We start from the raw sequence: 13,115 nt of genomic DNA, 5'->3' as shown, positions 1-13,115 counted from the left end.
GGAGCCGGAACCACGGCACCCGGCGCCTCTCGGTAGACTGTGCTCATGATTCCACCCCAGACGCTGCAGGACGGGCGCACCCCCGCCGAGTCCGAGGACGCCGCCGTCCAGGCCGCGTCCGGTGAACCGACCGCCGCGGAACCGACCGCCGGTGAACCGACCACCGGTGAACCGGACGTGACGCAGGCCGTATACGCCCTCACCGACCGTTCCCGCGCCGCCTCCCGCCTTCTTGCCTCGGCCACCCGCGCCGTGAAGGACCGGGCGCTGCGCGCCGTGGCCGCCGCGCTCACCGAACGACAGGACGCCGTCCTCGCCGCCAATGCGCTGGACGTCGAGGTGGGCCGCGTCAACGGCACGTCGGCCTACCTCCTTGACCGGCTCAACCTCGACCCCACCCGGGTCGCCGGCCTGGCCCGGGCCCTTGAGGAGCTCGCCGCGCTTCCCGACCCGGTCGGGTCGACGGTGCGCGGGCAGACCCTGCCCAACGGGATCCGGCTGCGCCAGGTGCGGGTGCCCCTCGGCGTGGTCGCCGCCATCTACGAGGCCCGGCCCAATGTCACCATCGACATCGCGGGCCTGGCCCTGAAAAGTGGCAATGCGGTGCTCCTGCGCGGCGGATCCGCCGCGGCGCACACCAACGCCGCGCTCGTGGAGATCATCGGCGCGGCGCTCGAAGAGAGCGGACTGCCGGCCGACGCCGTGCTCAGCGTTGACCAGTACGGCCGGGCCGGGGCGGCCGCCCTGATGGGCGCACGCGGCCGGGTCGACGTCCTGATCCCGCGCGGCGGGCGGGATCTGATCCAGACGGTCGTCCGTGAATCCTCGGTGCCGGTGATCGAGACCGGCGAGGGCAACGTCCACATCTTCCTCGACGAAAGCGCCGATGCGGAGATGGCCACCGACATCCTGCTCAACGCCAAGATCCAGCGGCCCAGCGTCTGCAACACCGTCGAGACCCTGCTGATCCACAGCGGTGCCGCCGCCGCACCCGCGGTGCTCGACCGCCTCGCCGGGGCCGGCGTCCGCCTCCACGTCGACGAACGCGCCAAGGCCCTGCTGCCCGAGGGGACGGCGTCCGAGCCGGCCACCGACGACGACTGGGCACGCGAGTACATGGCCCTCGACCTCGCCGTCGGCGTTGTCGATTCGGTGGACGAGGCGCTGGACCACATCCGCCGCTGGAGCACCGGGCACAGCGAAGCCATCATCACCAACGACCTGGCCAACTCGGAGCGGTTCATCGCCGGCGTCGATTCGGCGGCGGTCTTGGTGAACGCCTCCACCCGGTTCGTTGACGGCGGGGAGCTGGGCCTTGGGGCCGAGGTCGGAATCTCCACCCAGAAGATGCACGCCCGCGGACCCATGGGCCTTGCGGAACTGACAACCACGAAGTGGATCATCCAGGGCGAAGGGCAGGTGCGGCAGTGACGGACGTGTGCGGCTCCGAACGAGCAGCGCGTAATATGGTATCGAACCTGCACGCCGGCCCGGGCGCTCCGGCGGTCCGCCAATACATTCCAAGGGGAACTACATGCTGAATTTCTACGCCGACGCAGCGGTGCTCGCAGGCGAGGCGGCGGTGCACAACGAGCTGCCGCTTCCGGCGATCGTGTACCCGCTGATCGTCGGGGGCTTCCTGCTCCTGCTCATGATCGTCACCGTCTCGTTCTCCAACCTCGGCCACCGGCACCAGGCCACGCGCGAGCACCTCGACCCGCACAAGCAGCACCCCAACAAGCACGACCACGGCGAAGCCACCCGGCGCTAATTCCCTTGGGCGATTCGACGAAGGCCGGCGGGCCGGGCGCCGGGGACACCGCACCGCACCGGCGCCGCGACGGCGGGCCCTGGCGGCTCGGCGTCATGGGCGGCACCTTCGACCCGATCCACCACGGGCACCTCGTGGCGGCGAGCGAAGTCGCCGCCGTGTTCGGCCTTGACGAGGTGGTCTTTGTCCCCACCGGTCAGCCGTGGCAGAAGGCCGACACCCGCGTGACGTCGGCCGAGCACCGGTACCTGATGACGGTGATCGCCACGGCCTCGAACCCGGACTTCACGGTGAGCAGGGTCGACATCGACCGGCCGGGCCCGACCTTCACCATCGACACGCTGCGCGACCTCAAGGCCGCCCGGCCCGAGGCCGAGCTGTTCTTCATCACCGGGGCCGATGCGATGGCGCAGATCCTCTCGTGGAAGAATGTCGACGAACTGTGGACCCTGGCACACTTCATCGGTGTGACCCGCCCCGGGCACGAGCTCGACGGCGGCGGGCACGACGTGAGCCTGCTTGAGGTCCCGGCCATGGCCATTTCCTCGACCGACTGCCGCCGCCGGGTCGAATCGGGTAACCCGGTGTGGTACCTGGTGCCGGACGGGGTGGTGCAGTACATCGCCAAGTACGGGCTCTACGCAAGGACCGACGCTCCCGCCGCGCAGGGGGCAGACGACGGCGCCGGGGCCGGGACGCCGCCCCGCGGCGTCAACCCCACCGCGCTTCCGCAGACGACCGGATGAGAAAGCAATGAGCAAGGCTAACGACGAGCATGACCCACGACCCGCCGCTTCCGGCCGCGGGTCTTCCGCTGTAATCGGAACCGGAACCGCGGGCGGGGAGCCGCGGCGGAGCCGACGCGCCGCCGACGCGCCGGTCGACGCGGAGGCCCGCACCCCGGAGAGGGTGTCCCTGGCGCGGGCGAGGGACCGCGAAGCTCTGCGCACCTACCGTGCCCTGGCCGAACACTCGGTGCCCACGGTCGCCATGTCGTACGACGCGATGCCGACCCGGCGTCAGCTGCGCCTGCAGCAGCAGGAAGCGCAGGCGGCCCGGGCGGAGGCTCCTGCGGCCCCTCCGGCCGGCACAGGTCCGGACAGTTCCACCCCGGCTCCGTCGGCCTCCGCTGCTTCGACCCCCGGCGATTCAAGCGCCGCCAGCCCGGCGCAGGGCTCCGCCAGCGTGGCCGCCGCCCGCGGGGGGACGGCACCGGATACGTCCGCGCGGCAGGCGGAAGGCCGCCCCCTGGATCCCGATGGAACCCCCATCGAGCGGCGGGTCGCCCAGGTGCCGCTCGAAGGCCGCCGCGACCGCCGCCGCCGCACCGGCCGCGAGGGAGAGGGCGCGGCTGGTGAGCCGCAGGCTACCGGCGCCGCTCCCACTGCCGCTCAGGGTGCCGCCGGGGGAGACCTCAGCGTCGAGCAGGCCCTCGCGGCCCGCGAGGTCATCGCGGCGCAGGCACGGGACCAGGTCGCCATGATCGAGGCGGCGCAGGGCACCGACCCGTTCGCCGTCGACCCCGCCATCCTGGCGAAGCAGAAGGCCCTGGCCGAACGCGCCGCCGTCCTGAACAGCCGGGCGCAGAAAATCCAGCAGCTCTCTGAGGAGAACTCTCAGAGGCGTCCGCAGTCAAGCGATCCGACCACCGCTCACAACCTCTCGATCGTCGCGCCGCCCGAATACGTTCAGGTGCCCGGGGTGGGCGGACCGGTCCTGAAGGCCCCGACAACCTCTCACGTTCCGGTCGTCCGCCGCACGCCTCCGTCGAAGCCTTCGGTCCAGGTTCCGGCTCCGGCACCCGCGGGCAAGGATCCCGAGCGGCGGTCCCAGGTGCTGGCGCAGGCCGAAACCCTCGCCCGCAGCCACGGCCGGACCACGGACGACGGTGCCACACCCGTGCGCGCCCAGAGCGCCCACGGGCTCGACCCCCTCGACGCGATGACCGCGGGCCTGGCCCGGGTCCGGCGGATGAGGTACCTGCAGTTTTCAATACTCGGGTTGGGCGTGCTTGCACTCCTGGCCGGAATTCTAATGATTGTCAGCGGCTTCGGCGGCTGACCACACACAAGGAGATCAGTGAGCGCTACCGAATCGTCCATCGGGATTGCCCGCACCGCGGCACACGCCGCAGTGGACAAGATTGCCCAGGACATTGTTGCCATCGATGTAAGCGAGCGCCTGGCGATCACCGATGTTTTCCTCATCGCATCGGCGCCGAGCGAACGCCAGGTCAATGCCATCGTCGACGGCATCGAGGAGGAACTGTCAAAGCAGGGCCTGAAGCCCGTCCGGCGTGAGGGCCGCAGCGAAGGCCGCTGGGTGCTGCTCGACTATGCCGAGGTGGTCATCCACGTCCAGCATGAGGAAGACCGAGTCTTCTACGCCCTGGAGCGGCTGTGGAACGACTGCCCGTCGGTGGACCTGCAGCTTGAGGGCTCCCTGCAGAGCTCACCGCAGAACCCCGATGCGCCCAGCGCCGTCGGCACCGAAGCGGAGTGACGGGACACCGGCACAATGACCCTGCCGCCCGCAGGGTGATCTTCTGGCGGCACGGGAGAACGGCCTGGAACCACGGCGGAATGTTCCAGGGCCAGGAGGACATACCGCTCGATGCCACCGGCCGCCGCCAGGCCTCCCGGTCCGCCGGGCTCCTCGCCCAGCGCCACCCGGTGCGCATCGTGTCCTCCGACCTCAGCCGGGCCGCCGACACCGCCCACGCCCTGGCCGCGATCACCGGGCTGAAGGTGCGGCTGGACAAGCGCTTCCGCGAGACGGCAGCCGGTGCGTGGCAGGGGCTCACCTTCGCCGAAATCGATGAGCGGTTCCCCGAGGACAACGCCGCCTGGCGCGGGGGCGACCCCTTGGTCCGGGCCGGCGGGGCGGAGAACCGCGAGGAGGTCGGCCGCCGGATGAGCGAGGCCACCCTCGAAGCGGTGGAAGACCTCATCCCCGGACAGACCCTTGTGGTGGTCAGTCACGGCGGAGCGATCCGCGCCGGACTGGCAGCCCTGATGGGCCTGCCCTCAACCACCTGGGGTGCGCTGGCCGGAGTGTCCAACTGCCACTGGTCACTTTTAGACGAGCAGGTTCACACCCCGGAGGCACTCTTTTCCTGGCAGCTGCGGGAGCACAACGTGGGTCTCGGTTCCTTCCCGGCGGAGCCGATCGAGGGCTAGCGGGGCCCGGTTCCGGCCGATTTTGCAGGAGCGGAAAACTTTACTAAACTGAACGAGTTGCTTCAGCCGGTTAGCCGGAGGGGAACAACGGATTGGGGCTGTGGCGCAGCTGGTAGCGCACCTGCATGGCATGCAGGGGGTCAGGGGTTCGAGTCCCCTCAGCTCCACCAATCTGCCGCCAGGTTCCGGGAATCGCTCCCGGATCCTGGCGGCTTTTTTGTGCCCGTGGGGCGGCGGGGGTGCGAAGCGGAACCTGCAACAGTTCGGTGACGATTCCTGCGTCCCTCTCCACGGACGCGCAGGGGGGCCGCACAATGGACCGATCAGCGGCCGTCCGGGAGGTCCACATGAACACGAGGCGCACATCCGTTCTGTCCTTCGGTGGGGCCATCGGCCTCGCAGTCCTGCTCGGGGCCTGCGCTCCGGCCGCCTCGGAGCCGGTCCCCGGGACGACTCCGTCGACCTCGAACAGCACCACTGCGTCTTCAGCGCCACCCCTGACGCCGGCGGGAACCACGGCGCCAAGCCCGCCACCAGGCGCCACGGCCCCCGCCGACACCGCACCGCCGGCCGAACCGCCCACATCACCCGGCTGGAACACCTACACGACCCTCGACGGCGACCTCGCCTTCGACTATCCCGAAAACTGGACGATCCGCGCCGCCGACGGCGCAGTGCACGGCGGGGTCTCCGTCGAGGTGGTCAGCGACACCGGAAAGCCGATCGCGACGCTGCGCACCAACCTTGTCACGGGTGCCGAGTGCGAACAGAAGAGTCCCTACGGGGTCATCGAGTCACGGCCGCTGCCCGCCCTGGCTCAGGCCGACAGCACGCCCCGCTTCGTCTTTGAGATCCGCAGCGACCCGTCGCAGGCGGACCCGCAGAAGGGTTTCAGCGGCGCCTATGGCATCACCTCGGGGCCTGAGCCGACGGGTCCTACGGCGTGCCCCATTGCGCACTTCTTCACCTGGCCTCCCAGCGGTGCGGCCTTTGGGGGCGTCTACGACCCCTTCGATACAACCCACGGCAACCCGCCGCATGCCGATACGCCGCAGGTGTACGCCGAGACGGAGGAGTTCGGGATGATCCGCACCATGATCACCTCCCTGCGCCCGGCGGGGTAGGCCGTCGCCCGGATCGGCGGGGCCGTCCGGCGGGGCGGAGAAGCGCTACCGGGCGGGTCCCGGCTGGCCCGGTCCGTCTCGGTTTTCGGACAGCCAGCGCCGCGACCAGATCACCACCACGTACACCACGAGGCAGTTGGTGATGACACGCATCAGGGTCAGTTCGGTGCTGTAGGCGCCGAAGATCAACACCGTGACGAGGACGACGAACGCGCTCCTCCTCAGGAGGGAAAAATGCCGGGACGTCAGGCCGCTGGGCCAGGGGTGGAAGTGAACCTGCGGCGGTTTGTCCGCGTTTCCGAACACATCAGCTCCTCGGGTGGTTTCAGCTGATGCAGCAATGGTGCGCGCTCGGTCCACCGCACACAAGGCCTTTCCCGGAGCCCGTGGTTTTTGGTCCTGTCCACCCGTGCGCCCGCATTGGTAGGGTACGGGCATGGCATCTCAACTTGTACGTCCGCGCAACGGCAAGGTGATCGCGGGGGTATGCGCGGCCCTCGCCGCCCGCTTCGGCATTTCGAAGACCCTCGTGCGGCTGCTGTTCGTGATCTTCGGATTGGTCGGGGCCGGGGAGATCGCCTACATCATCCTGTGGATCGTCATCCCCAAGTCGTACTGACGCCACGGCAGGGCCCGGCCTGGGCAGACGCTGCCGGTTCAGCTGGTGGTTTCCCGCCCGGTCAGGAGCCCGACCAGGCATACCGGACGTCCGGTGCCCGCTCCTCATTCCCCGCGCCGTCCGTGCGTTCGACGGCGACAAACCTGTGCCTCTCGTAGAACCGCCGGGCGCCGAGGTTTGACTCGAAGGTCCACAGCTGAAGCCCCGAGGGCTGCAGCGCCTTGGCGTGGCCGAGGAGAAGCGTGCCCACCCCGCGCCCCCAATATTCAGGGGCGACGTAGAGCTGGTCAATCCACCCCGGGCTCAGGCTCAGCAGGCCAGCGGCCGGGCCGTCGCCGTCCACGGCAAGCCAGGTCTGCCGTTCGGCGATCAGCACCCCGCGGACGAACTCTTCGTCCTCCGCCGCAGTGTGGGCGGCCGAGGGCAGGTAGGCGGCGGCGGCCGTGCGGGAGCTCCGGAAGACTCGGATCGCCTCGGGAGCGTCCGCCGGTTCGGCGCGGCGTATCAACACTGTGTTTTCCTGTCCTCCCACACCGCCAAGGCGGTGCCCCCCGCGGTCACCCGGTGGGGACGGGGTCAGCCGCCGGCCCTGCGCGGTGCCGCTTCGGCCCTGCCGGGAGCATCGTACGATTCGGCCTCGATGACCTCCTTGCGGACTACTCCGCTAAGGGTTTCCTCGTGCGTAATGATTTCCTTGAGCACGTGGATCCGCTCGACGGCGACGATCTCGGTGTGCACCACGGGGCGCTCCTGGTAGAGCACGATGGTGACCTCATCCCCGCTGAAGGCGGACCCGACGGCGGCATACAGGTCGTCCCGGTCCACCGCGGTATCCTCGTCGCGTTCCACGTAGGTGTACGACCCGCCGGAGGCCGCCCCGTTGGTGTGCCCGTTGCCGTTGCCGTTGCGGTGGCCCGGCACGTCGTCGAGGGGCACGCGCTCAATGGAAAGTTCTTCACGCCGAACCGGCACCGTGATGGTGACCTCCTCGGTGACAATCCTTTTCACCAGGCGCACCCGCTCGGTCTCCCGGATTTCGGTGCCCGCGCGGAGCTGCTCCTCGGAGCGGATCATCACGTGGTCGCTCTCCAGCCGGGACGTGGAGTGCTCATTGGACCGGTCATCGGAGACCTCGTCGACGCCGGGGAGGAGCCCGTAGTGGCGCAGCAGGTGCTTCTCCTCCGCCTGGCTGAGGTGTCCGTCCTGGGACATGCCCGGGGCCGCCAACACCGTTTCGCGGGGGTAGGCGACCTGGACATCGCCGCCCAAGGCGGTGGCACCGTCAAGCGGCACGAAGGACTCGGCGGCGGAGACCCCCGTGTCTACGGTGACCCAGGTGGGGCGGCCCGTCGCGTCGTCGACATACAGGCGCCCCAGCGGACCGAGGACCTGCCCGTCCGTGCTCAGGACGTTGCCGCCGCCGCTGATGAGCTCCTTCATCTGTTCCTGGGTGATCATGATGTCTCTTTTCCGCAGTGGAGATGTTCCGGGGTGCCTAATGCACTTATGTTCTGAGGCTCCCCACCATATACCAAGCATGCTTAGTACACGGTGGGCCACGCCGCATCGATGCCGGCGTATTACGCAAGGCGGCGTCCGCCCTACCCCGGCCGCCACCGCAGGCATAGTGTTCAGCCATGGACGCGGAGGGCGGTCCTGCAGAGAAGCGGTGGTCCGACCGTTTGACCGCCGCCGCCCGGGCGCGCTCTGCCGGAAACGCCTGGACCGACCCGGTTCCCGAGCTGCGCCTGATCGACTTCCGCAGACCCTGGGTGCTGTCCCTGCTGGGAGGGTTCCTGGGCGCAGACCGGTTCTACCTTCGGCGCCCGGTGTCGGGGCTCGTCAAGCTGCTCACCCTGGGCGGCGCCGGCATTTGGTGGGCCGCCGATGTACTGGCGATGGCGCTGGGATCGGCTGTCGACGGCGGCGGCCACCCCCTGGCGGGGCGCCGCGGCCACCGTGCCGCGGCCCTTGGGGTTTCGCTGATGGTGATCCTGGCCGCCTTCACCCTCGCCTCAGGTCCGGCGCTGACCCTTTTGCGAGCCGGTGCCGGGTCGGCGATGACCGCCCTCAGCTCCGTGCTCCCGACCCGGGAGCCCACGCCGCGGTGGACTGAGGTGGCTGCGCTCGCCGGTGGGCCGGGACGGCCGGTGCCCGAACCGTTCACCCTCGCCGGAGGCGCGGCGCGGATCAAGTACACCCTCGACGGGCCGGGTTTCATCTACCTGCTGGAGGAGGGGGCTCACGGGGTGCCCGAGGACGAGGAACCGCTGATCTCCAGGCTCGAGGCGGGCTCGGGAACGCATACCCAGCGGGTGGATCCGGGGGAGTGGACGCTGGTGGTCCTGCCTGCCGAGACCCGCTGGTCCGCCATCATCGAGAGATTCACCGGCGGCAGCATCGAATAGTTCACGTCTCAGCCCTGCCGCAGGCGCTCCGCCGCCTCCCGGTACGCCGCAGCCGCTGCCTCCTGACGGGCGGCCTCGGCCTGGTGGAGCGCGCCGTAGGCGAAGGTGTTCGCCCCGGAACGGTGGGCCTCGCGGGCGGTGGTGGCCACAAATTCCTGGAACATGTTGCTGTCGCGGTGGACGCCGAGGGCGTCCTGGATGTCCTCGGCGGTCGCCAGGACGGCATCGAGTTTGCTGCCGAAGTCGAATCCGGTAACGGCGGAGACCGATCGGATGGCGTATCGAAGCCGCTTGGACCGCTTCCGCACCTCGTGAAGGAGATGCATCCGCGCCGCGGTGTCCTCCTCCCCGGCGGCAGCGTCAACGAGCTCGAGCATCTTGCGCTGTTGACGCTTGACGGCCCGCCGGATGGCCTTCCGTGCGTTCCGGCCGTCCGGGTCGGCCCGCAGCGGCGGCCGGGCGGCAAATCCGTCGAGCACGGCAAGGAGCCGGAAATAGTCGGGGGAGTTCAGTTCCTCGAGCAGTTCCCCGTAGGCCTCCCGGTACTGCGCCGCGGCCGTCCTCTGAAGCCGGCGGACAACGTGGGCGGGAAGTGATCCGTCCGGAAGGGCCTTCACGCTCCCAGGCACCCAGCCGCGGATCACGTCGGCATCGCGGGCGGCGGCAAGGGCCCGCCCCAGCCGCTGCAGCCGGTCCCCGAGGTCCCGGGCGGCAGCTTCGTCGAGCAGCTTCCCATACGTCTTGAGCACGCTCCGCAGGGTGCGGGAGCGTACCCGCAGCTGGTGGACGGCGTCCTCCTCGTCGACCCGTGTGCGGAGGTCCCAGGTTTTGAGTTCGGCCGCAAGTGCCCGAAACACCGGGGTGAGGACCGCGCCGATCGGCGTGCCGGCGTCCGCTGCAGCCTCCAGGCCGGTGATGCGGCCCTCCACGAGCGGCGCAAGCCGCTCCGCGGGCGCGCCGGGGGAGGCGCCCGCCGCGACCAGCAGAGCGTCGATGGTGTCAAGCAGTTCTCCGGCCCTATTGCCGTTGCCCTCGCCGTCGTCCCCAGACCCGCCGTCCGCCGCCGGGTCAAGGCGCACCTCCACCGTCCACTCACGCCAGCCGCCGCCGGCGGTAGATTCACCGGAATCACCGGATTCAACGGGCTCAACCGCGTCGTCCACCACCCGCAGCCCCATGCCGTCGGGTCCCGGGAGGGTGACCTCCCGGCGCCGGAGGGCCAGGTGCGCCACCGGCCGCAGGTCCCTGTCCCGGACATGGACCCGGACCCGCTCGAGAACCTCCGGCGGGACGAGGGTCTCCGGGGACGTAACCGAGAAATCCAGCTGGCTCAGCGCCGCGGGAAAGGTCAGGTCCCAGCGGGCCGCCGTCCCCTCACCGGTGACGGCCACGGTGATCCCGGCATGCGCCAGCTCAGAGTCGTCCAGATCCCAGTGCACCCGCCGAAGATCTGCCGTTCCGCCCGGAGGTGGTGCACCCGGGCCGCCTGGCAGTTCCGGCAGGACGGCGTCGGCGTCGACGACATACCGGCGGGCCGCGGGCGCTTCTTTCCTCTGGGTCATGAGCCATTATGGTGCTGCCCGGCGCCGGAGGGCCACGGGCTTCCCGCTGTGCGGCGGCTCTTGCGCCTGCGGTGCTCCGGAGGGCAAGAAGGGAGGGTTTCCGGAGCGTACTCGTGGCACACTGAACCCATGACGACTCCTGCTGAACAGCCAACAGACCGTCCGGCCGAATCGGCCGAAATCATCGAGAGCACCCCGGCCACGGAGGTGCCGGCGGCGAAGGTGCCGGGCGTGGAGGTGAAGGAACGCACCCATCTGGGCATGAAAATCGACGACGCCTGGCTGGGGTTCCAGCGCCGGCTCGCCCTCCGCCGCGGGCACGTGCAGACCGTCATTCCCTACACCGGTTACGGGACGACCAAATGGGTTCGGGTGCTGGCCCGGGTGGTGCTGACCGATCCCCGCGACAGCGGTCCGGTGGAGGACAGCGGCCCGCTCAAGCCCCTCAAGGAGGGAATCCGCGGATGGCGGAACTTCACCAGCGCCCCCGTGCGCGACGCCGTCGTGCAGGTTCAGATCAATGGAAGCACGCACACCGTCAAGGCCGACCACGGCGGAGTGATCGATGCCCGGATCGACGTGGAACTGACCCCCGGCTGGCACACGGTCCGGCTGAAGTCCGGCGACTCGCGGCTCGCCGACGCGCCCATGCGGGTGGTTGACGACTCAGTGGACTTCGGGGTGGTCTCCGACATCGACGACACGGTCATGGTCACCGCCCTTCCGCGGCCCTTCCTGGCCGCCTGGAACACGTTCGTGGTGGACGAACACGCCCGGACGCCGACCCCCGGCATGGCCGTGCTGTACGAACGGATCACCCGCAGCATGCCGTCCGCGCCGGTGCTGTACCTCTCGACGGGGGCGTGGAACGTCGCGCCGGCCCTGACCCGGTTCCTCTCACGCAACCTCTACCCGGCCGGCCCGAAACTGCTCACCGACTGGGGCCCGACCCGGGACCGCTGGTTCCGCAGCGGCCAGGACCACAAGCGCACCTCCCTCGAGCGCCTGGCCGAGGAGTTCCCCTCGGTGAAGTGGCTCCTGGTGGGCGATGACGGGCAGCACGACGAGGCCATCTACGCCGAGTTTGCCCAGCGGCATCCCGACCGGGTGCGTGCCATCGCCATCCGGCAGCTCTCGGCCAGCGAGGCGGTGCTGGCCGGTGGGCGGTCCAAGACGAATGCCGCCGCGCTGACGCCGGGCATCGACTGGGTATACGCCCCGGATGGTGCCGGGATGTCCAAGCAGTTGGAGAAGCTTGGCATCATCGCTCCGGATCCCGACCCGGACCCGGTGCCGGAGCCCTACCCGCACCGCGAGGACAGTTAGCGGGCGGGGACCGGGTCGAGGCGGATCGTCAGCAGGATCCGCCGGAGCCCCATGCCGAAGGTCGCCGCGGCATCGATCCGTTCGGTGACGGCGCTGGTGTGAACCTCGCGCATGAGGGCCTCCACCGCGTCCTCCGCGGCGGCTTGGGCTGGGGCCTCAGGATCCCAGGCGCCGATGGCCTCCGAGGTCAGCCGGCTCGCCTCGGCCAGGGGGACGCCCAGGCCGGCGGGCAGCGGTGCTGCGGTCTCCGAGCGCCAGATGGCCCCGGAGAGCACCTCGGTGATGTCCTCGACGTAGAAAGCGATCCGTTCAAGGGACCGCAGGGCGTGGTAGTCGGCCTCGAAGTCCCGGCCGTTGCGGTAGCGGCGGAGGTTTCCCCGGCGGCTCGTATCGGCCAGCTGCACCGCGGCGCGTGCGTCCCGGCTAAGGCGGCCGAGCCGGTCCTGCCGGGAGGCCCAGTCCTCGTGCTCGGGAGGCCAGCGTTCCTCGAGGGCCGCCCCCATGTCGCTGAGCTGGAGCGCCAGGGCGGAGCGTAGTTCCTCGAGGCTTTGGATGACGCCGTTGAGGTGCAGCGGCGGGAAGACCAGGGCATTGACCGTAAGTCCCACGGCGACCCCGACGAGCATCTGGATCGAGTATCCCAGCGAGTAGGTGTCGGCGTGGTCGCCGCCCAGCAGCAGCACGAAGAGCGCCGCCATCGGTATCCAGTCCCGTCCTGCACCAAGGCGGGGCAGCCCGGCCAGCAGCACGCCGAGCCCGACGACCAGTCCGACCGCCAGGCTGGTGGGATTGCCCAGCAGGATCACCGGGAAGGCCAGCAGGATTCCGGCCCCGAGCCCGATGAGGGTCTGCAGGGCCGTCCGCGCCGAGCCGGCCACCGTGGGATACATGCATACGAGGGCTCCGAGCGGCGCATAATACGGGTAGTTCGAGGCGACTCCGGGAACCAGCAGGGCCACCCACCAGGCGATGCCGGCGGCGATGGCCGCCTTCAGGGCCAGCAGGACGCGCCCGTGCCGGAGGTAGGCGCCGAGGCGTCGTGGCAGCGGGCGGGGGATGGGGGGATTGGGTGAAGCCATCTCTCCAGTATTGCAATGCGGGTCGCGCCGGGGCCGGGCCGCGGCTC

The 13,115-nt window shown here is 70.1% G+C and carries 15 protein-coding genes and 1 tRNA gene; 11 read left to right on the top strand and 5 right to left on the bottom strand.

The annotated features are described in order from the left end of the window. Positions 1-45 precede the first annotated feature (45 nt). The 8 genes from E2F48_RS15215 (at position 46) to E2F48_RS15180 (ending at position 6,074) form a co-directional block, all read left to right on the top strand. The gene (locus E2F48_RS15215; RefSeq protein WP_133404798.1) at positions 46-1,431 is read left to right on the top strand and encodes a glutamate-5-semialdehyde dehydrogenase; all 1,386 of its coding nucleotides are present in this window, start codon (positions 46-48) and stop codon (positions 1,429-1,431) included. A gap of 103 nt (positions 1,432-1,534) precedes the next feature. Then, a complete protein-coding gene (locus E2F48_RS15210) occupies positions 1,535-1,771 on the top strand; it encodes a hypothetical protein (protein ID WP_133404797.1) in 237 nt (78 codons plus the stop codon). A gap of 95 nt (positions 1,772-1,866) precedes the next feature. Beyond that, positions 1,867-2,517: a nicotinate-nucleotide adenylyltransferase gene (gene nadD, locus E2F48_RS15205; RefSeq protein ID WP_133404929.1), complete on the top strand. Its 651-nt coding sequence runs from the start codon at positions 1,867-1,869 to the stop codon at positions 2,515-2,517. Positions 2,518-2,524: 7 nt separating this feature from the next. Continuing rightward, positions 2,525-3,832 (top strand): hypothetical protein, encoded by a 1,308-nt coding sequence (locus E2F48_RS15200; protein ID WP_133404796.1) that lies wholly within the window; start codon positions 2,525-2,527, stop codon positions 3,830-3,832. Positions 3,833-3,850: 18 nt separating this feature from the next. Next, entirely contained in the window at positions 3,851-4,273 is a 423-nt protein-coding gene (gene rsfS / locus E2F48_RS15195) for a ribosome silencing factor (RefSeq protein WP_133404795.1), read from the top strand. Beyond that, on the top strand, positions 4,270-4,950 hold the full coding sequence (locus E2F48_RS15190; RefSeq protein WP_246019093.1) for a histidine phosphatase family protein: 681 nt from the start codon (positions 4,270-4,272) through the stop codon (positions 4,948-4,950). Before rsfS ends, E2F48_RS15190 begins: the two co-directional genes overlap by 4 nt. A gap of 94 nt (positions 4,951-5,044) precedes the next feature. Continuing rightward, positions 5,045-5,120, top strand: a tRNA-Ala gene (locus E2F48_RS15185). Between the two features lie 177 nt (positions 5,121-5,297). After that, a complete protein-coding gene (locus E2F48_RS15180; RefSeq protein ID WP_133404794.1) occupies positions 5,298-6,074 on the top strand; it encodes a hypothetical protein in 777 nt (258 codons plus the stop codon). A gap of 45 nt (positions 6,075-6,119) precedes the next feature. Here the strand turns inward: E2F48_RS15180 and E2F48_RS15175 are convergent, their stop codons facing one another. After that, a complete protein-coding gene (locus E2F48_RS15175) occupies positions 6,120-6,380 on the bottom strand; it encodes a hypothetical protein (RefSeq protein WP_133404793.1) in 261 nt (86 codons plus the stop codon). 130 nt (positions 6,381-6,510) lie between these two features. Between E2F48_RS15175 and E2F48_RS15170 the strand changes: the two genes are divergently transcribed. Beyond that, positions 6,511-6,693, top strand: coding sequence for a PspC domain-containing protein (locus tag E2F48_RS15170; protein ID WP_133404792.1), 183 nt, complete (start codon positions 6,511-6,513; stop codon positions 6,691-6,693). 61 nt (positions 6,694-6,754) lie between these two features. On the opposite strand, the gene E2F48_RS15165 is transcribed toward E2F48_RS15170, so the two are convergent. Further along, positions 6,755-7,204 carry a GNAT family N-acetyltransferase gene (locus E2F48_RS15165; protein WP_165968793.1) on the bottom strand — a complete coding sequence of 150 codons (450 nt, stop codon included), beginning with the start codon at positions 7,202-7,204 and terminating at the stop codon, positions 6,755-6,757. Between the two features lie 65 nt (positions 7,205-7,269). Further along, positions 7,270-8,151: a DUF2382 domain-containing protein gene (locus E2F48_RS15160; protein ID WP_165968792.1), complete on the bottom strand. Its 882-nt coding sequence runs from the start codon at positions 8,149-8,151 to the stop codon at positions 7,270-7,272. Between the two features lie 179 nt (positions 8,152-8,330). Between E2F48_RS15160 and E2F48_RS15155 the strand changes: the two genes are divergently transcribed. Then, positions 8,331-9,101 (top strand): TM2 domain-containing protein, encoded by a 771-nt coding sequence (locus E2F48_RS15155; RefSeq protein WP_133404789.1) that lies wholly within the window; start codon positions 8,331-8,333, stop codon positions 9,099-9,101. 8 nt (positions 9,102-9,109) lie between these two features. Here the strand turns inward: E2F48_RS15155 and E2F48_RS15150 are convergent, their stop codons facing one another. Beyond that, positions 9,110-10,663, bottom strand: a complete 1,554-nt coding sequence (locus tag E2F48_RS15150; protein WP_133404788.1) for a CYTH and CHAD domain-containing protein — start codon at positions 10,661-10,663, stop codon at positions 9,110-9,112. 129 nt (positions 10,664-10,792) lie between these two features. On the opposite strand from E2F48_RS15150, the gene E2F48_RS15145 reads away from it, so the two are divergent. Then, on the top strand, positions 10,793-11,989 hold the full coding sequence (locus E2F48_RS15145) for an App1 family protein phosphatidate phosphatase (RefSeq protein WP_185149830.1): 1,197 nt from the start codon (positions 10,793-10,795) through the stop codon (positions 11,987-11,989). Here E2F48_RS15145 and E2F48_RS15140 read toward each other — a convergent pair. After that, entirely contained in the window at positions 11,986-13,068 is a 1,083-nt protein-coding gene (locus E2F48_RS15140) for an FUSC family protein (RefSeq protein WP_246019085.1), read from the bottom strand. The genes E2F48_RS15145 and E2F48_RS15140 overlap by 4 nt on opposite strands. Between the last annotated feature and the right edge of the window lie 47 nt (positions 13,069-13,115).

The sequence above is a fragment of the Arthrobacter crusticola genome (assembly GCF_004357995.1).
Lineage (GTDB): Bacteria > Actinomycetota > Actinomycetes > Actinomycetales > Micrococcaceae > Arthrobacter_D > Arthrobacter_D crusticola.
The sequence above is the reverse complement of the archived record's forward strand: the minus strand, read 5'-3'. Positions and strand labels throughout refer to the sequence as shown.